This is a genomic window from Crossiella sp. NPDC003009 (assembly GCF_053591555.1).
This window is the reverse complement of sequence record NZ_JBSFUA010000029.1, coordinates 13392-30620: the sequence shown is the minus strand read 5'-3', so window position 1 is coordinate 30620 and position 17229 is coordinate 13392. Positions and strand designations below refer to the sequence as shown.

The following is a 17229-nucleotide window of genomic DNA, read 5'->3' as shown; positions in this document are numbered from 1 at the left end:
GGTTGACCCGCTCAGCGCTCGAACACGTCACTGAGTCTTGGCATGCTGTATCTCTGCGTGACCACTTCGCCACGGCTTCAGGAGACGACCATGCTCAGTGCGTTGCAGCGCGAGAACATCGGCGCGCTGTTCGACGTGTTCGACCACAGCGGCCTCGGCCGCATCGAGTGGGCGGACATGGAGCGCATCGCGCTGACCGTGATCGCTCGCCTCGGGATGACCACCGAGGACCCCAAGTGCGTGCTCTACCTGCAGGCTTACCGGCGGTGGTGGGCGCAGCTGCAGCACGACGCCGGGCACGGGGACATCGGCTGGGTGGACCGGCCCTCGTTCATCTCCGCCTTCGAGAAGGGCATGATGGCCGAGCCGGGCTACCTGGACCGGGTGCTCTCGGTCGGCCTGACCGCCTTCGACGCGGCGGACACGGACGGTGACGAAGTGCTGGACGAGGAGGAGCTCGTCACGCTCTACGTGGCCAGCGGTCTGCCCAAGGAAGGCGCGATCGCGTTGTTCCAGCAGATCGACACCGACGGCGACGGCAAGATCAGCCGCCAGGAGTGGCTGGCCGCCAGCCGGGAGACCTACGTCGGCGACGATCCGGCAGGCGTCGGCGCGAGCACCCTCGCGCAGAACTGGCTGGCCCAGACCTGAATCCGCCATGACCAGCACGCTTCCCGTCGCCCCCGGCCGCCTGCCCGGCCTCGGCCACCTGCCCTACCTGGCCCGCGACCAGATCGGCTTCTACTCCTCGGTGCGCGAGCTCGGACCGGTGGTGCGCATCTACTTCGGCCCGATGGAAGCCTTGCTGCTGACCGATCCCGCGCTCATCCACCAGGTGCTGGTCACCGATGCGGACAAGTTCACCAAGGGCCGGATCTTCCGCAACACCCGGCCGTTCTTCGGCAACGGGGTGGCCACCTCCGACGGCGAGTTCCACCTGCGGCAGCGGCGCCTGATGAGTCCGGCCTTCCACCAGCGGCGGCTGGCCGGCTACGGCGAGGTGATGCGCGCCGAGGTGGAGCGGATGACCGCGCGCTGGGCGCCGGGCCAGCGCATCGCCTGGGAGAAGGCGATGTACGCGGTCACCCCGCACATCATCGCCAAAACCCTGTTCCACAGCGACCTCGGCGAGGAGGCCGCCACGGAGATCCACCGCTCCCTGCCGCTGATGCTGCGCGGCGCGGTGACCCGCTCACTCAACCCCCTGCCCTGGCTGCCCGCTGTGCTGTCCCGCCGCTACGACCAAGCGGGCCGGCGGCTCGACGCGATCATCGACCGCATCCTGGCCAGCTACGCCCACGACGAGACCGACCGAGGCGACCTGCTGTCCATGCTGCTCACCGCCCGCCACGAGGACACCGGCGAGGGCATGAGCCGCCAACAGGTCCGCGACGAGATCATGACGCTGCTGGTGGCAGGCACCGAAACCGCCGCGGTCACCCTGTCCTGGCTGTTCCACGAACTGTCCCGCCACCCCGCCGTGGAAGCCCGCCTGCACACCGAACTGGACACCACCCTGGCCGGCCGCCCGGTGACCTTCGCCGACTTACCCAACCTGCCCTACCTGCGCCAAGTGATCGACGAAATCCTCCGCCTGCACAACCCCGTCCCCATGTCCATGCGTGCCTCCCAAACGACCATCCGCCTAGGCCCAGCCACAGCCCACCCCGGCACCGAGGTCGTCTACAGCCCCCTGGCCCTGCACCGCGACCCGCGCCACCACCCCCGCCCCCTGCACTTCGACCCAGACCGCTGGACAACCCCACCCGCCCCCGGCACCTACCTGCCCTTCGGCGGAGGCAGACACCGCTGCGTCGGCGAACGCTTCGCGATCGCGGAAATGATGATCGCCACAGCGACAATCGCCAGCCAATGGCGCCTGCGCGCACTGCCCGGCTACCGGGTCCGCTCAGTCGCCTACGCCACCCACCACCCGGTTTCACTGCCGATGATCATCGAAAAGCGGTGAGCCAGGCGTGGCGAGGGCGGGGCGGATCACCCGATGGGGTGGGCAGCTAAAACGCGAAGGCAACCAAAACGGGGGTTTGAGCGTTCCGCTAGAGAGCGGTGGCGGGGCGGAGGGCCGGAGGCACGGATCGGACACAGCCAGGCCCACGCGCCGGCGAGTGACTTCCGCCCGGTGTGCGCGACGAGTGGCATCCGCCCGGTGCCCGGTGCGAGTGGCGGTGGCGAGTGGCTTCCGGCCGATGTGCGCGACGAGCGGGCTCCCGGTGCTGGCGAGCGACTCCGGCTGCAGGCGAGCCGAGGCACCAAGCCTGCCCGGCAAGCCCGAAGCCGCCGCGGGGAGCCGCAGCGCGGGGCTTGACGCGCAGGCATGGCTGTCGGCATGGGCGGCAGCACGCGTAGTGCCCGGGCCTCGCGCGCCCGAGGTGCGCGGTACGGCAGGCGCTGGGCGCGCGCAGAGCACCGCGTGCGCAGAGCACCGCACCGCGTGCGGAGCGCCCGCGCCTTGAGCGGGGTGCCCGCGCCGCGCGGTGCGGCGAGTGTCGCGTGCGGCGTGCCCGTGAGGTGTGCCCGTGAGGCCGCGGGGTGCCGCGCCTCGGGGCACACCGCTCGCCGGGCGACCGGCGCATGACGCGCGGAGCGTCCCTCGCGTGCGGCGCCGCGGCTAACGTGGAGCCATGCGCACCATCGGCCTGCTTGGCGGCATGAGCTGGGAGTCCTCGGCGATCTACTACCGGCTGATCAACGAGGAGGTCCGGGCGCGGCTCGGTGGCCTGCACTCGGCCAGCTGCGTGTTGTACTCGGTGGACTTCGCCGAGATCGAGGAGTTGCAGCGCGCCCAGGACTGGCATGCCGCGGGGGTGCGGTTGGCGCAGGCGGCGAAGGCGCTGCACCAGGCTGGGGCGGAGTTCTTGGTGTTGTGCACCAACACGATGCACAAGGTGGCCGACCAGGTCGCCGGCGCGGTGGACATCCCGTTGCTGCACCTGGGCGACACCACCGCGGCGGCCGTGCTCGCCCGCGGGGTGCGGCGGGTGGGGTTGCTGGGGACCGCGTTCACGATGGAGCAGGAGTTCTACCGGGATCGGTTGGCGGGGCATGGGCTTGAGGTGATCGTGCCGGGGGCGGCGGACCGGGAGCTGGTGCACCGGGTGATCTACGACGAGTTGTGCCAGGGGGTTGTGCGGGAGGAGTCGCGGGCGGGCTACCGGGAGGTCATGGCTCGGCTGGCGTCGGCTGGGGCGGAGGGGATCATCCTGGGGTGCACCGAGATCGAGATGCTGGTGGGGGACGGGGACTCGGAGCTGCCGCAGTTCCCGACCACGCGGCTGCACGCGGTGGCGGCGGTCGCGGAGGCGTTGCGCTGAGCTTGTCATCAAACCTTTCGCCTGGGCCCCGACCTCAGGCATGACGGAACGAGCGATCCGGGCAGGTAGCACCGTCTGGCCGCAGCCACGGTGACACATCGACAGCGAGGACCAACCAGCCATCAGCGGCGCGGGCAGCGACAAACCCGCGAGCGCAGTCCGTAGCCGGGCGAGATCGATCCGGCCGCAGTGCACCGCGTCGTAGAGATCGCCATGTCCGCGCCGGTGCTCGGGCGGCAGCGACAACCCGGCCAGCGACCGGACCGGGCCGTCGGTGCACAGCACCGCCTCGGCGGCTCGAACAACGCATCCGCCCGCGGTGAGGCAGTGACACAACTCCTGACGAAACGCCGCCAGTTCCCCGAGCGCGCCTTCGCGCCCGCCATCATGCACACCAACCCCCGCGGCCCTTGAGTCGAACTTCCTTCTGTCGCAAGAGGAAGCATCGACCAAGAGCTGCGCGACCGGGCGTTCTGGAGTGCGGAGCTCTTGTTGTCGATGCCACGAAGCTGTTCACGCGGTGTGGCGCCGCATCCCCGCGCGCGATGCCGGCGGGGCGTCGGCGATGCTGTGCGCGTGGAGTACGTGTCCAGAGTGCCGCGACCGCCGCTGGACGGGCTGATCGACGACCTCTACTACCTGGAGGGCGCGTCGCCGTACGCCCGGCTGACGCTGCCGCCGGCGCCGTCGGCGTTGCTGATCGTCAACCTCGGGGCGCCGTTCCGCATCCGCGCCGGCACCGACATCGAGACGGCCGAGTACGCCGACGGATGCGTGGTCACCATGCGCACCCGCGCATTGGAGTTCGGCTACCCACTCCGGACCCGGTCCGTCGGCGTGCACTTCAAGCCGTGGGGGCTGGCGCCGTTCCTGCCGATGCCCGCGGCCGAGCTGTGTGACCGGCCAGTGACGGTGGAGCAGGTTTGGGGCCGGCCCGCCATTGCGGAGCTGCGGGACCGGCTGGCCACGGCGGACGGACCGCACGAGATGCTGACGCTGCTCGAGGAGGAGCTGATGCGACGGCTGTGCGAGACCGCCGGCCTGGGGCTGGTCCGCCATACGAGCAGCGTCATCGCGGCGGCCAGCGGGGCGGTGGCGATCGGCGACCTGAGTGTGGCAGCCGGTGTCAGCAGCACTCATCTGGCACAGCGGTTCAAGGAGCTCATCGGCGTCACGCCGAAGCGGCTGGCCCGCACCTACCGCTTCACCGCCACCGTGTTCGCGATCAACCCCGCCGGACCGGTCGACTGGGGCGAGCTCGCCGGTGGCGCGGGCTACTTCGACCAGGCCCACTTCGGCCACGAGTTCCGGGCGTTCACCGGGCTCACGCCGACCCGGTACGTCGAAGTCCGTCGGCGGTTCCTGCGCGAACATCCCGGCCACGTGCTGGACAGCTGGCCGCTGCCGGCCGATTGATTTCTTACAAGAGCGACAGCTCACCACGCGCTAACTTGGGGCACCCCAACGCAGAGGAGAGCCCCGTGGGCAAGGTGGTCATGTACAGCTCGGTGTCGGTGGACGGCTTCATCGCGGACGAGAATGACCAGCCCGGGCCACTGTTCGACTGGTTGTCCAGCGGTGACGTCCCGTTGGACGACAGCGGCGGGTTGAAGGTGTCGCAGACCTCCTACGACTACACCCGGCCGTACTGGGACCAGATCGGGGTGACCATCGCCGGCCGCCACGTCTTCGACCTGACGGACGGCTGGGACGGGAAGCCGCCGAGCGGGATCGACCACGTGGTCGTCGTGACACACCGGCCGGAGCCCGAGGGCTGGGACCCCGAAGCGCCGTTTCACTTCGTCGACGGCATCGAGGCAGCCGTGGCCAAGGCGCAGGAGCTCGCGGGGGACCGCATGGTCGAGGTCGCCGCCGGCGACGTCGGTGGCCAGGTGCTTGCCGCGGGCCTGGTCGACGAGGTGCGCATGGACGTCGTGCCCGTGGTGTTCGGGTCCGGCAAGCGCTACTTCGGGTCGGTCGACGCGCAACACCTGTTGGCAGACCCTGACGTGGTGATTCAGGGCAACCGGGTGCTTCACCTGCGCTATCGGGTGCGCCGTTGACCGATCTGAGCGGGTCGGCCGCACCGATGAAGGGCGGCGCCAAGGCGTCGGATGATGTCGGCTTCGCCGGGGTTGTCGCCGGCCGGGGCGTGAGAGTCCGTCGAAGGCCTGCCCCAGTTGGTCGACGCCGTGCACACGGAGGCCGGTCTTGCGGAGGTACTCACGTTCGCTGGCGCCGCCGGCCCTGACCCCGGCGAGAACCACCTGTGCTGGAGCCAGAGGTCGCTGGTCGCCGTAACGCTGACGTGCGGCGGCGATCGGTGCGATGTCCACCCCGCAGTCACCGCCCACGGTGATCGTGAAGTCATCGATCTCCGCCAGCGCTTCGCCGGTCAGCCTCAGGTTCTCGGCCAGTGCCCCGCGTGCGCGGATCCCGTCCGTGATTTCGTCGCCGCCGCCAGCGATCGGCACCGACACCACGGTGTCCGCCCGCAGGAGCTCAGCGGTTCGATGCGCCCCCGGGGCCAGCAGCGGCGCCCAGTCCGAGGCCGATCACGGACCGGGTTGTCCACGGTGCCGGGCGACCGCGCTGACCCCGGGCGGGCGTGGGCGGAGCGGCTTGCCTAGGTTGAGGGGTATGAGCAGCCTGACGAGCCTGGGTGTCCTTGCGCAGTGGCCGGTGGATCATGCCGCGGCGGCTGTGGTTCGCGCGGATGGGGCCGTGCTCGGTGTGGCCGGGGAGCAGGAGCGGGCGTTTCGGCTGGCTTCGGTGACCAAGCCGCTGACCGCCTATGCCGTGCTGGTCGCGGTGGAGGAGGGGGCGCTGGAGTGGGATCAGCCTGCGGGGCCGGACGGGGCGACCGTGCGGCACCTGGCGGCGCACACCTCGGGGCTGGCTTTTGACTCCGCGGCGGTGCAGGCGGCGCCGGGAAGCCGGCGGATCTACTCCAACACCGGGTTCGAGGTGCTGGCCGAGACGCTGGAGAAGAGTTCCGGGATCGGGTTCGCGGACTACCTGCACGAAGCCGTTTTCGCGCCGTTGGGGATGACCGGGTCGGCGTTGACCGGGTCGGCTGGGTCGGGGGCTGTGTCGACCTGCGCGGATCTGGTGCGGTTTGCGGCGGAGTTGCAGCGGCCGACCTTGGTGTCCGCGGCGACCGTGGCCGAGGCGACTTCGGTGGCTTTTCCCGGGCTCAACGGGGTGGTGCCGGGGTATGGCATGCAGAAGCCCTGTGACTGGGGGCTGGGGTTCGAGATCCGGGGGGAGAAGTCGCCGCACTGGACCGGCACGCGGAACTCGGCGCGGACCTACGGGCACTTCGGGCAGTCCGGGACCTTCCTGTGGGTTGATCCCGAGGCCGGGGTCGCGTGCGCGGCGCTGGCGGATCGGGACTTCGGGCCGTGGGCGGTGCAGGCGTGGACGCCGTTCAACGACGGGGTGCTAGCGGAGCTGGGACGGTGAGGGGGGCGGAGGCGCGGGTGGTCGCGCCTCCGCCCCGGCGCCGCGCCTGATCACAGGCCGCCGGTGTAGAGCAGTCGGTTGGGCGTGTCCGCCGGCATGCCGGAGATCCGGTCCGGGGTGCCCGTCTGCCAGAGCCAGTTCATGATCATTTTCTGGGGCTGGTCGCCGTGGGCCTGTGTGAACAGCGCCGCCACACCCGCCACGTGCGGGGTGGCCATGCTGGTGCCGCTGATCGTGTTGACCCGGCTGCCCGGCCAGGCCGAGGTGATGTCGGTGCCGGGCGCCAGCAGCTGCACGCAACTGCCGCGGTTGCTGTAGGTGGCGAAGCCGTCGGTGCGGGTGGTCGCGCCGATGGTGATCGGGCGGGCGGCGCGGGCCGGGCTGTACTTGCACGCGTCGTCGGTGGCGTTGCCGCCGGCCACCGCGACGAACACGCCCCGGTCGGACAACCGGTTCGCCGCCTCGTCGACCTGGGCGATGCCGGGGGTGCCGCCGAGGGACAGGTTGGCCACGGCCGGGCGGACCGCGTTCGCGCCGATCCAGTCCAGGCCGGCGATGATGCCGGACCAGGAGCCCCGGCCGTCGCAGCCGAGCACGCGCACCGCCACCAGCCTGGTCGCCTTGGCCACGCCGAACTGGGTGCCGCCGACGGTGCCCGCGACGTGCGTGCCGTGGCCGTTGCAGTCCTCGCCGTTGCGGCCGTCGCCGATCGCGTCGAACCCTGGCCTGGCCCGCCCGCCGAACTCGGGATGGCTGAACTGGATGCCGGTGTCGACGATGTAGGCGGTGACGCCCGCGCCGGTGTGGCTGGGGGTGTAGGAGCCGTCCAGCGGGAGGGCGCGCTGGTTGATGCGGTCCAGGCCCCAGGAGCCGACGGCGCGGGGCGAGCCGCCGGTGGAGCCGGGGAGCTCGAGCTTGACCTCCGCGTCGGGGACCACCGACTCGATCTCCGGGAGCAACTTCAGGGCGCTGACGACCAGGGGGTTGAGCTTGGCGGCGAAGCCGACGAACAGGGAGCCGAAGCTGAACTTGACGTCGATGTTGAACCGGTTGACCAGCTTCAGCACGGTGTCCGCGGTGCCGCCCTTGGTCAGGGAGACGATGAACTGGCCGTCGACGGCTGGTGTGGCGGGTAACGCGGTCGCGGTGCCGGTGGTGGCGGCGATCAGCAGCGCGGCGGCGGCGAGTATCCGGGCCGTGCGTTTCATGACTTCCCCGATCGATCGGCGGTAGGGCTTTCACCCACCACTGAGCGTGGTCTCGCCGGGGCGAACTGGGCATTCCCCGACGGAGCGGGGTAGGACGCGGAGTAACGCAACACCGGTGTTCATCGCGGAGCGTGCGGAGAAGACCACCGCACCGGATGACGGCCGAGGGAGGCGTGGTCACCCGGTGCGGGGAACTCGCGGCGGTGGTCGCACGGAAAGGCAGGTTTAGCCGAGAGGGTTCACGCGGCCGGGGAGACCGCGGGAACCGACGTCGCTGACCTTGGGTCACCACCCGGTTGAGCCGGTCGGCGGCAGCCCCGCTCACGTGGCGCAACCACCCGGTTCGTCTCTAGGTCAGCGCGGGCTCCTCCAGCACCAGGGTGCCCGCGTCGGCGTCCAGCAGCGCGGCGACCCCCAGCGGCACGGTGAGCTGGTTGGCGCAGTGCCCGAACCCGACCTCCCAGGCGATCGGCACCCCGAGCCCGCCCAACCGGTCGGCCAGCACCGTCCGCACCTGCTCGATCGGGCCGCAGGAGGTCCAGGAGCCCAGCGCGATGCCGGTGACCCCGTCGAACCAGCCCGCGCGCAGCAGGTGGGTGAGCAAGCCGTCGAGGCGGTACGGGTCCTCGGTGACATCCTCCAGCACCGCCAGCGACCCCGCCGGCGGCCGCCACCGGCCCAGGCCCACCTCGGCGGCGAGCAGGCTCAGCGTGCCGCCGACGGTGACCCCTCGCGCCTGGCCGCCGGTGATTGGTTCGGCGCCGCGGCCGAGCTTGGTCACCGAGGCCGGGTCCAGCAGCGAGTAGCGCAGGTGCTCGCGGGCCGGCAGGTCGTCGGTGAACATCGCGCTGCCGGTCATCGGCGCGAACAGCGTGACCTGACCCAGCTCGCCCGCGATCCGGGTGTGCAGCGCGGTGACGTCACTGGATCCGGCGAACACCTTGGGCGGCAAGCCTTTCAGCTCCGCCCACGGCACCAGGTCCACCATCCGCTGACAACCGTAGCCGCCGCGGGCGCACAGCACCGCGTCGAACTCCGGCCGCGTCCACGCCCACACGAAGTCCGCCGCCCGGTCGGCGTCCTGACCGGCCAGATACCGCATCTCCGGGTGCTTGTCCCGGACGTGCGCGCCCTCGGAGACGGTCAGCCCCCAGGACCGCAGCTGCTCGATCCCGATGTCCAGCTGGGCGGGGGACACCGGCCCGGCGGGGGCGATCACCGCGACGTGGCCGTGCCGGGGCACCCTGGGCGGGCGGCGCAGCCCGCTCATGAGCGCAGCTCCAGCGCGGGCACCCCGGCCGGGCTGAAGCCCAGGGTCTGGCCGAAGAAGGACAACTCCGCCTCCAGTGCGGCCTGGATGTTCTCCGCCCGCCGGAACCCGTGCTGCTCACCCTCGAACGAGCGGTAGGCGTGCGGGATGCCCTTGCCGGACAACGCTTCCAGGAACTTCTCGCACTGCTCCGGCGGGCACACCTGGTCCTCAAGGCCTTGCAGCAGCAGGATCGGCCCGGCCAGCTGGTCGACCCGGTTGGCCGGGGACCGTTCGCGGTAGCGGGACTCGGCCGCGGGCAGCGCGCCGACCAGGCCGTCGAGGTAGCGGGACTCGAAGTCGTGGGTGCCGCCCGCGGCGAAGGAGAGCAGGTCCAGCACCGGGAAGTAGGCGGCGCCGCCGCGGTAGGTGGCCACCGAGGTCAGCGAGGCCGCGGTGGTCCAGCCGCCCGCGCTGCCGCCCCTGATGCCCAGCCGCAGCGCGTCCGCGGTGCCCTCGGCGGCCAGCGCCTCGGCCACGGTGGCGCAGTCCTGCACGTCGACCACGCCCCAGGCCTCGCGCAGCCGGTCCCGGAAGGTGCGGCCGTAGCCGCTGGAGCCGCCGTAGTTGACCGCGACCACGCCGATGCCCCGGCTGGTGAAGTAGGCGAAGTCGGCGCTCAGGACGGGGGAGACCTCGCCGGTGGGGCCGCCGTGCACGTGCACCAGGAACGGCGGCCGCTCGCCCTCGGGGGCGGTGAAGTCCGGGTTGTGCGGCAGGTAGACGTAGGCGGGGATGCCGACCCCGTCCTGGCCGGTGAACACCCGCTCGACCACCGGCGGCAGGTAGGCCGGGTCGGGCAGCCCGGCGGGCTGGGCGGTGAGCGTGCTCAGCTGCCCGGTGCGCAGGTCGACCTGGGCCACCGCGGGCGCGGCGGCCGGCCCGGCGGCGACCCCGGTGACCAGGTCGCCGTCGTGGGCGAAGGTGGTGCGCCACACCGGCAGCGGCAGGTCCAGTGGGGTCAGCTCGCCGGTGTCCTCGGCCAGCAGGGACAGGCCGAGCCTGCCGCGCAGCAGGTGCCGTCCGCCGCCGAGCGGGACGAACCAGGTCGCGCCGAGTGTCCACAGTGGACCGCCGTAGTCGGCCTCGGCCCGGTGCAGGGCTCGCTGAGTGCCGTCCAGGTTCACCCGGTGGAGGTTCCACCAGCCGTCCGGGTCGGTCATCGCGTACAGCGAGTCGTCGTCGGCCCACTCGAACTGGCAGACCGACTCGGCCGCCCCGCCCGCCACCACCCGGTGCGGCCCGGCGGTGCCGCCGACGAGCTCGGCCACGCACAGCTCGGTGCCGTCCCAGGGCATCGCGGGGTGCTCCCAGCCGATCCAGGCCAGGTGGCGGCCGTCCGGGCTGGCCTTGGGCGCGCTCATGAACCGGTGGCTGGCCGCCAGCACCCGGATCGCGGCCGGATCAGCGGCCGCGGCCCCGGAGACCGGGACGGCCACCAGCTCGCGGACCAGGTCGGTGCGGCGGTCGCCGGTGATCCGCTCGCGCACGCACCAGATCTCGGTGCCGTCCGCGCTGGGGTGCAGGTCGCCGTAGCGCAGGCCGTGCTCGCGGTCCGGGGCCGGGGTCAGCGGCACCGGCTCGCCACCGGAGGCCTCGAGCAGGTGGATCCGCTGGTCGGCCCAGTGCGTGAAGGCCACCCGGTCACCGTCCGGGGTGGCCAGCACGGTGTAGGGCGCGCCGCCGTACTCGTGCAGCCGGTTGCGCGCGCTCCACGGCGCGGCCAGCACCTCCCGCGCCGCCTCGCCAGCCTTGCCGCGCAGCAGCGTGACCCGGCCGCCCTCGGTGGGCCTGCCCTCGGTCCAGTAGGTGAAGCCACCGTGCGCGCGCACCCAGTGCGGCGGCGCGGTGACGGCGCTCGCGTCGGCGGCGCTGATCGGCGATGTCCAGTTGCCATACCCCAGTACGGTGACCACGAAGCCGAGGGTAACCGGCCACCGCCGACGGGCCGACAGAAGATCACCACAAAGATCGCCGGCAGGTGAATTCACGTCCTCGATCCCGGATGTCGGGGATGCCTCTGCCGTCCGCGCGGGCGTGGCCTAGGGTCAGTGGTGCCATGGCACGTGTCATTCACCTCTTCCGCCAGCCCGAACGGTTCGTAGCCGGAACCGTCGGGCAACCAGGCGACCGCTCGTTCTACCTCCAGGCCAGCGAAAACGGCCGTACCGTCAGCGTGCTGCTGGAGAAGCAGCAGGTGTCGGTGCTGGCCGAACGGCTGGGCGCGCTGCTCGAGGAGGTGCACCGGCGCTTCGGCGCCGAGGTGCCGCCCGACGCGCCTGAGGACGCCGTCGACACCGAACCCCTCGAGGTGCCCCTCGAGGAGGAGTTCCGGGTCGGCACCATGGGGCTCGGCTGGGACGCCGACTCCAGCGCCGTCGTCGTCGAGCTGCTCGCCGCCACCGAGGAGGAGATCGACGAGTCGGTCGTCCTCGACGACACCGAGGAGGGGCCCGACGCCGTCCGCGTCTTCCTCACCCCGGTGCAGGCCAGGGCGTTCGCCCAGCGCGCCGAACGGGTGGTCAGCGCTGGTCGCAAACCCTGTCCGCTGTGCAACGAGCCGCTGGACGCCGAGGGCCACGTGTGCCCGCGGCAGAACGGCTACCGTCGCGGCGAGCCGAGCTGAGCACGCCGGTGCGCCCTGGGGACGACGGCGCGATCGAACTGCTCACCCACGGCACGCTCGACGTGCGGGGACGGCTGGTCGACGCCTCCAACGCGACGCTGTTCTGCGGCATCGAGCACGAGGGTGTGCAGGCCGAGTGCGTGTACAAGCCGGTGCGCGGCGAGCGCCCGCTGTGGGACTTCCCGGACGGCACCCTGGCCGGGCGGGAGGTGGCCACCTACCTGGTGTCGGAGGCGGCCGGTTTTGGACTGGTGCCGCCCACGGTGCTGCGGCCAGGCCCTTTCGGCGAGGGCATGGTGCAGCTGTGGGTGGACACCGAGCCCGAGGCCGACCTGGTCGACCTGCTGCCGCCCGATGACGTGCCGCAGGGCTGGAAAGAAGTGCTCAGGGCGCACGACCGCTTCGGCGACCCTGCGGCGCTGGCGCACGCCGACCACCCGCGGATGCGGCTGCTCGCGGCCCTGGACGTGGTGGTCAACAACGCCGACCGCAAGGGCGGGCACGTGCTGCACGCCCTCGGCGGCGCGGTGTACGGGGTGGACCACGGGATCTGCCTCAACGCCGAGGACAAGCTGCGCACCGTGCTGTGGGGCTGGCTCGGCGAGCCGCTGGGCGAGGAGGCGGCCGAGGGGCTGCGGCGGCTGCGCGCGGGGCTGGACGGACAGTTCGGCGAGGCGCTGCACGAGCACCTGACCATCACCGAGGTCCGGATGCTCACCGAACGCACCGACAAGCTGCTGGGCGCGGGAGTGTTCCCGGCCCCGACCGGGGACTGGCCGCCGATCCCCTGGCCCGCGTTCTAGTTCGCCTGCCGAACGCTGTCGGCGGCCCGGGTTAGGTTGGCCCCGTGTTGGTGACCGAACTGCTGGCCGGGACCCCCGGCGACGTGCTGACCAGGGTGCTCGGGCTCCCCGGCGAGCAGCGGCGCGGCTTCGTGCCGGAGCTGGCCGCGATCATGCGAGACGGCTTGGAGCCGGCCGAGCGGGCCGCGGTCGCGTTGCTGGCCACAGTGCCCCCGCGCGATCCGCTGCTGCGCGAGCTCCGGCCACCCGAACCCGAGCTGACCAAGCGGATCGTGCTGGCGCGGCCACCACGGGAACGGGTCGCGCTGGCCGGCCGGCTGGTGGAGTGGCAGAGCGGGTGGGACGCGGTCCGGGAGCTGGTGCGCGCGGGCGAGCTGGCACCGGTGCGCACGCCGGAGTACTTCGCGGGCTGGTTCCGGTGGTCGCGGCGAGACCTGACCACACCACTGGCCGAGCGGCTGCGAGCCGAACCGGGGGCCCTGGACGAGGTGTGGGAGCTGCTGCCGGTCGAGGGGACCGGGGACGCGAGCTTCGCCGCCTTCGACAAGTACGTGCCGGTGGACTGCCAGTTCTCGACCGCCCTGGTCGAACTGAGCCGCACCGGCGAGCTGGACCGGGCGCGGTTACTGCGCACCACGCTGGAGGTGCTGGCCAGGGACTTCGCCGCGTTCCGGGCCCGGTGGCACGCGGCGCTGCACGAGGCGCTGACGCCGAGTCCGGCGGAGCGGGCCGCATGGCAGCACGGGTACGCGCGGCTGTGCGGCAGCGGGGTGCCCAGCACGGTGGGTTTCGCGGTGAAGGCCCTGGCCGCGGTGCAGCAGGCCGGGCTGCTCGACGCCGAGGTGGCGCTGCGGCACCTGCCCGCCGCGGCCGCCGGCCGCGGGGCCGGCACGGCCAAGCTCGCGGTGCGGCTGGCGGCCCAGGCCGGGCAGGCCGCAGCGGGGCTGGCCGGGGAGGTGTTCGCGGCGGCGGCCACGCACGAGTCGGCCGAGGTGCGCGAACTCGCGGCCGCGCGGCTGGGCACGCGGGTGGAGACGCCTGCCCGGGTGGAGCCGGTGGCCTACCCGGAGCCGGTGCTGCCGCCCTTCGCCGAGCGGCGGCTGCTGCTGGCCGCTGGAGGTGCCGGACTCGCCCGCGGCGGTGGCCGAGGCGTTCTCCGCGCTGCTGGCCGACCACTACCAGGGTGATCTGCTGCTGGCCGCGCTCGACGGGGCGCGCCGCGTCGCCGGAGACGAGCTGCGGGACGCACTCAAGCCCCTGGTCAAGCGGGCGATCAAGGCGGACACCGAACACGCGCAGCTGATGCCCAAGCTGCTCAGCGTGCTGGTGCGCGGGCTGGCCGGGCGGGAGGTCGAACCGCCGGAGCTGGTCAACGGGTGGTCGAGGCCGCTGCGGCACCGGATGCGAGCGCTGCTGGCCGGGAACGCGACGCCGGTGTCGGCGGCCACGCACCTGGGCGGCTGGCTGGATCCAGTGGTGTTCGTGCGGCGGTTGCTCCGGCACCCCGGGGCGGCCCTGGACGACGTGGTGGACGGGTTGCTGCGGCTGGCCCCGGACACCAGGGCCGAGGCCCTCGAGCTCGCGGCGGAGCTGACCGGGCCGTACGCGGTGGCGGTGCGCTTCGCCCTCGGCGGACCGGAGACACCGGCGGAGGACTGGCTGGGACTGGCGGCGGCGAAGGCCCGGCACCCGGAGGCCGCCGACCCGGTCGCGGTGCTGCGTGGCGAGCCGGACGAGCCGTTCGGCTGGTCGGCGCGGCTGGTGACCGGGAGCTTCGACCTGATCAGGCTGGAGTTCACCAGGACACCGGCGGAGACCGAGCCGGACACGCCGTGGCTGGGCACGCTGAACACGCCGACCGTGGACACCGGGTGGGAGGGGTTCACCAGCCCGCACGAGGTCGTCGGCGCACCGTACGACCGGGCGGTGCACGAGGCCGAGGTGGCCAGGGACCTGTTCGAGAACGACATTGAGGTCGGCTACCCCAGCGAGGTGTACGGGCTGAGTCCGTTCCTGGACCGCCCGGCCGTGCCGTCCTACCCGGGCCTGCTGATGATCGCGGCCGCGTTGAACACCCAGCGCGCCTCGGGCGCTCAGCTCGGGGTGGACGCCGCGCTGTCCCTGCTGGACGCCCGGCTGCTCGGCCCCAAGGCGCTCGGCGAGGCACTGGGCGTCTTCGGCGGCGAGCTGACGCTGACCCGGCTGACCAAGCGGTTGTCCGTGCTGGCAGGGGAGCACCCGGCCGCCGTTCTGTCCACAGTGGACGCTTTGCTGCCGTTGCTGGACCGGTCGGCGCGCGGGCTGTCGGCGTTGCTGGAGCTGGCCGTGGACCTGGCCGAGCGCGGCGCGGGACAGGTCAGTCCGGCGACCAGGGACTGGCTGGCCGGGCTGACCGGGTCCTCGAAGGCGGCGAAGGCGGCCTTACGACTGCTCCGCTGACAGCCGGGCCGCCAGCACGTGCGAGCACGGTCCCCTGCGGTCCTGGTGCTCGGCCCACCAGGCGCAGGTGCAGCCGTCCGGGGACAGCCGGACCCGCTGCACCGAGGAGCCGTGCGCGATCTCGTAGCCGCCCCCGGGCAGCGCGCGGACCGCGCCCGCCGCGACCAGGGTCCTGGCCTTGGTCAGGCGGCCGTTGGCCGGGGCGCGGCCGCTGGGCAGCGGGCGGTCGAACCACACGCCGTCCACCACGTCGTGGCCGCGGCGGCCGGTGACCAGGTCCGGGTCCGCGGCCCCGCCGACCAGGGTGGTCAGCCAGCCGCCTTCGCCGGAGAAGCCTCGGGAGGGCGCGGGGGACAGGGTGACGGTCAGCCGGGCCCGGTCCAGGTGCAGCACCCAGCTGGCGGTCTCCGCGCCGGGCGCGGCGTAGACGGACAGGCCGCGGGTGAAGCGCACCAGCGGGTCGGCCACCCGCAGCCGGTGCAGCCCGGCCGCCGGGATCGCCTCGGCGGTGCGCCGGGCGGTCAGGCGCAGGCCCCGGCCGGAGGGGACCACCCAGGAGGCGGTGTCCTGGGCGGGCAGCTGCCGCAGGAAGGAGCGGGCCGCGGCCTGGTCGAGCTCGGCCCGCCGGGTCGCGCCCGCGGTGACCGCGGCGATCTCGGCGAACCCGGCCACCCACCGCTCTGGCAGCGGCACCCTGTCCTCGGCGCCATCGCCGTCGAGGGTGCGCAACCGGATGCCGTCCCCACGCACCCGCAGGTGCAGCGGTTCCTCGCCGGCCACCCCGGCCAGCACCGCGCGGGTGTCGGCGGAGAGGTCCACGTTGGTGCAGCCGCGGCCGACCGTGCCGACCGGCCGGAGGTCGAGGCGGGCGTGCACCCCGCAGCACGGGGAGAAGGACTCGGCGCGCAGGGTGGCGCCGTCGGCGGTGAACACCGGGTCGGACTCGGCGAGCAGCCTGCTCAGCATCGACGGGTGCACCCAGAACCGGGTGCGGGCGATCTTGCCCAGCACCAGCAGCGCCTGCGCGGCCTGCGCACCCGGCTCCAGCAGGCCGTCCACGATCGTCGCGGTGTCAACGGCCTGGTCAGGCGGGGTGAGCAGGACTTCGGTCAGCACGCCGACACCCTAGCCGCGACCCCTGTCAGGGCAGGCGCTCGCCGGTTTCCAGCAGGGTCTTCAGGCCGGAGAGGATCGCGGGCCAGCCGTGCGAGACCGACTCGCGCACCTGGCCGCGCGGGTCGAACCGGTCGTGGGTGAGGGTGAGCTTCACCGTCTCGCCGTCGCGTTCCAGGGTGAAGGTGACCCGGGAGGCGTCCTCGGCGTGCAGGTCCGGGTAGTCCGCGCCGACCTTGAAGGTGTAGCTGAGCAGGTACGGCGGGTCGGCCGCCAGCACGGTCTCGCCGGAGGTGCCCAGGGTGCCGTCCTCGTTGCGCCAGTGGATGAGCGAGCCGGGCTGCCAGTCCGAGACCAGGTGCACGCCGTAGTACTGCTCGGTGAACTCGCCGTTGGTCAGCGCGGTCCACAGCTGTTCCGGGGTGGTCCGGATGTAGGTGACGTAGATGAAGTCGAGGTCACTCACGGTCGTCCTCCAGGGCCTGTTTGAGGGTGGCCAGGGCGTTGAGCTGCCGCTGGTCGTACTTGGCGAGCCAGCGGGCGCTGATGTCGTTGAGCGGGGCCGGGTTGAGGTAGTGCAGCTTTTCCCGGCCGGAGCGGGTGGTGGCGACCAGGTTGGCCGCTTCGAGGATGGCCAGGTGCTTGGTCACCGCCTGGCGGGTGAGGTCGGTGCCCGCGCAGAGCTCGTGCAGGCGCTGGCCGTTGTGGGCGTGCAGGGCGTCCAGCAGGCGGCGGCGGGTGGGGTCGGCCAGGGCCTTGAACACCGCGTCGTAGTCCATGAGGCACCCTCCAATGGCAACTGTTTGGCTGCCTTTCGAGGAGAAAATAGGCAACCGAGGGGTTGCCTGTCAAGGCCATATCTTGACAACTAACAGTCGCCACCAAATACTCGGTGCCGACTGATTGGAGGCGAGCGATTGAGTTCGAGTAGCAG

Annotated in this window: 16 protein-coding genes; 10 read left to right on the top strand and 6 right to left on the bottom strand. The window is 72.5% G+C overall.

The window, feature by feature from the left end; all coding sequences use genetic code 11:
• The first annotated feature begins 90 nt into the window (after positions 1 to 90).
• The 6 genes from ACWDY5_RS26385 (at position 91) to ACWDY5_RS26360 (ending at position 6797) form a co-directional block, all read left to right on the top strand.
• Positions 91 to 651: an EF-hand domain-containing protein gene (locus tag ACWDY5_RS26385; protein ID WP_252480349.1), complete on the top strand. Its 561-nt coding sequence runs from the start codon at positions 91 to 93 to the stop codon at positions 649 to 651.
• 7 nt (positions 652 to 658) lie between these two features.
• Positions 659 to 1969 (top strand): cytochrome P450, encoded by a 1311-nt coding sequence (locus ACWDY5_RS26380; protein ID WP_449724853.1) that lies wholly within the window; start codon positions 659 to 661, stop codon positions 1967 to 1969.
• A gap of 673 nt (positions 1970 to 2642) precedes the next feature.
• Entirely contained in the window at positions 2643 to 3332 is a 690-nt protein-coding gene (locus tag ACWDY5_RS26375) for an aspartate/glutamate racemase family protein (RefSeq protein ID WP_449724852.1), read from the top strand.
• 594 nt (positions 3333 to 3926) lie between these two features.
• Positions 3927 to 4748 (top strand): helix-turn-helix domain-containing protein, encoded by an 822-nt coding sequence (locus ACWDY5_RS26370; RefSeq protein WP_449724925.1) that lies wholly within the window; start codon positions 3927 to 3929, stop codon positions 4746 to 4748.
• A gap of 65 nt (positions 4749 to 4813) precedes the next feature.
• Positions 4814 to 5395: a dihydrofolate reductase family protein gene (locus ACWDY5_RS26365; protein WP_449724851.1), complete on the top strand. Its 582-nt coding sequence runs from the start codon at positions 4814 to 4816 to the stop codon at positions 5393 to 5395.
• A 577-nt stretch (positions 5396 to 5972) separates the two neighbouring features.
• The gene (locus ACWDY5_RS26360) at positions 5973 to 6797 is read left to right on the top strand and encodes a serine hydrolase domain-containing protein (protein WP_449724850.1); all 825 of its coding nucleotides are present in this window, start codon (positions 5973 to 5975) and stop codon (positions 6795 to 6797) included.
• Positions 6798 to 6847: 50 nt separating this feature from the next.
• On the opposite strand, the gene ACWDY5_RS26355 is transcribed toward ACWDY5_RS26360, so the two are convergent.
• From ACWDY5_RS26355 to ACWDY5_RS26345, 3 genes are all read right to left on the bottom strand, one after another.
• Positions 6848 to 8005, bottom strand: coding sequence for a S8 family serine peptidase (locus ACWDY5_RS26355; RefSeq protein ID WP_449724849.1), 1158 nt, complete (start codon positions 8003 to 8005; stop codon positions 6848 to 6850).
• Positions 8006 to 8354: 349 nt separating this feature from the next.
• Positions 8355 to 9275: a S66 peptidase family protein gene (locus ACWDY5_RS26350; protein ID WP_449724848.1), complete on the bottom strand. Its 921-nt coding sequence runs from the start codon at positions 9273 to 9275 to the stop codon at positions 8355 to 8357.
• The gene (locus tag ACWDY5_RS26345; RefSeq protein ID WP_449724847.1) at positions 9272 to 11230 is read right to left on the bottom strand and encodes a dipeptidyl-peptidase 5; all 1959 of its coding nucleotides are present in this window, start codon (positions 11228 to 11230) and stop codon (positions 9272 to 9274) included. The genes ACWDY5_RS26350 and ACWDY5_RS26345 overlap by 4 nt, the downstream gene beginning before the upstream one ends.
• Positions 11231 to 11373: 143 nt before the next feature.
• On the opposite strand from ACWDY5_RS26345, the gene ACWDY5_RS26340 reads away from it, so the two are divergent.
• The 4 genes from ACWDY5_RS26340 to ACWDY5_RS26325 are packed head-to-tail and all read left to right on the top strand — an operon-like array spanning position 11374 to position 15182.
• Positions 11374 to 11940: a DUF3090 domain-containing protein gene (locus tag ACWDY5_RS26340; protein ID WP_449724846.1), complete on the top strand. Its 567-nt coding sequence runs from the start codon at positions 11374 to 11376 to the stop codon at positions 11938 to 11940.
• Positions 11941 to 11948: 8 nt separating this feature from the next.
• Entirely contained in the window at positions 11949 to 12743 is a 795-nt protein-coding gene (locus ACWDY5_RS26335) for an SCO1664 family protein (RefSeq protein WP_449724845.1), read from the top strand.
• Positions 12744 to 12787: 44 nt separating this feature from the next.
• Entirely contained in the window at positions 12788 to 13930 is a 1143-nt protein-coding gene (locus tag ACWDY5_RS26330; RefSeq protein WP_449724844.1) for a DUF6493 family protein, read from the top strand.
• On the top strand, positions 13863 to 15182 hold the full coding sequence (locus ACWDY5_RS26325) for a hypothetical protein (RefSeq protein WP_449724843.1): 1320 nt from the start codon (positions 13863 to 13865) through the stop codon (positions 15180 to 15182). Before ACWDY5_RS26330 ends, ACWDY5_RS26325 begins: the two co-directional genes overlap by 68 nt.
• Here ACWDY5_RS26325 and ACWDY5_RS26320 read toward each other — a convergent pair.
• The 3 genes from ACWDY5_RS26320 to ACWDY5_RS26310 are packed head-to-tail and all read right to left on the bottom strand — an operon-like array spanning position 15165 to position 17074.
• The gene (locus ACWDY5_RS26320) at positions 15165 to 16298 is read right to left on the bottom strand and encodes an SWIM zinc finger family protein (protein ID WP_449724842.1); all 1134 of its coding nucleotides are present in this window, start codon (positions 16296 to 16298) and stop codon (positions 15165 to 15167) included. The genes ACWDY5_RS26325 and ACWDY5_RS26320 overlap by 18 nt on opposite strands.
• Positions 16299 to 16323: 25 nt before the next feature.
• Entirely contained in the window at positions 16324 to 16761 is a 438-nt protein-coding gene (locus tag ACWDY5_RS26315; protein WP_449724841.1) for an SRPBCC family protein, read from the bottom strand.
• Complete coding sequence (locus ACWDY5_RS26310; protein WP_449724840.1) at positions 16754 to 17074, bottom strand: ArsR/SmtB family transcription factor; 321 nt, start codon at positions 17072 to 17074, stop codon at positions 16754 to 16756. Before ACWDY5_RS26310 ends, ACWDY5_RS26315 begins: the two co-directional genes overlap by 8 nt.
• Positions 17075 to 17229 lie beyond the last annotated feature (155 nt).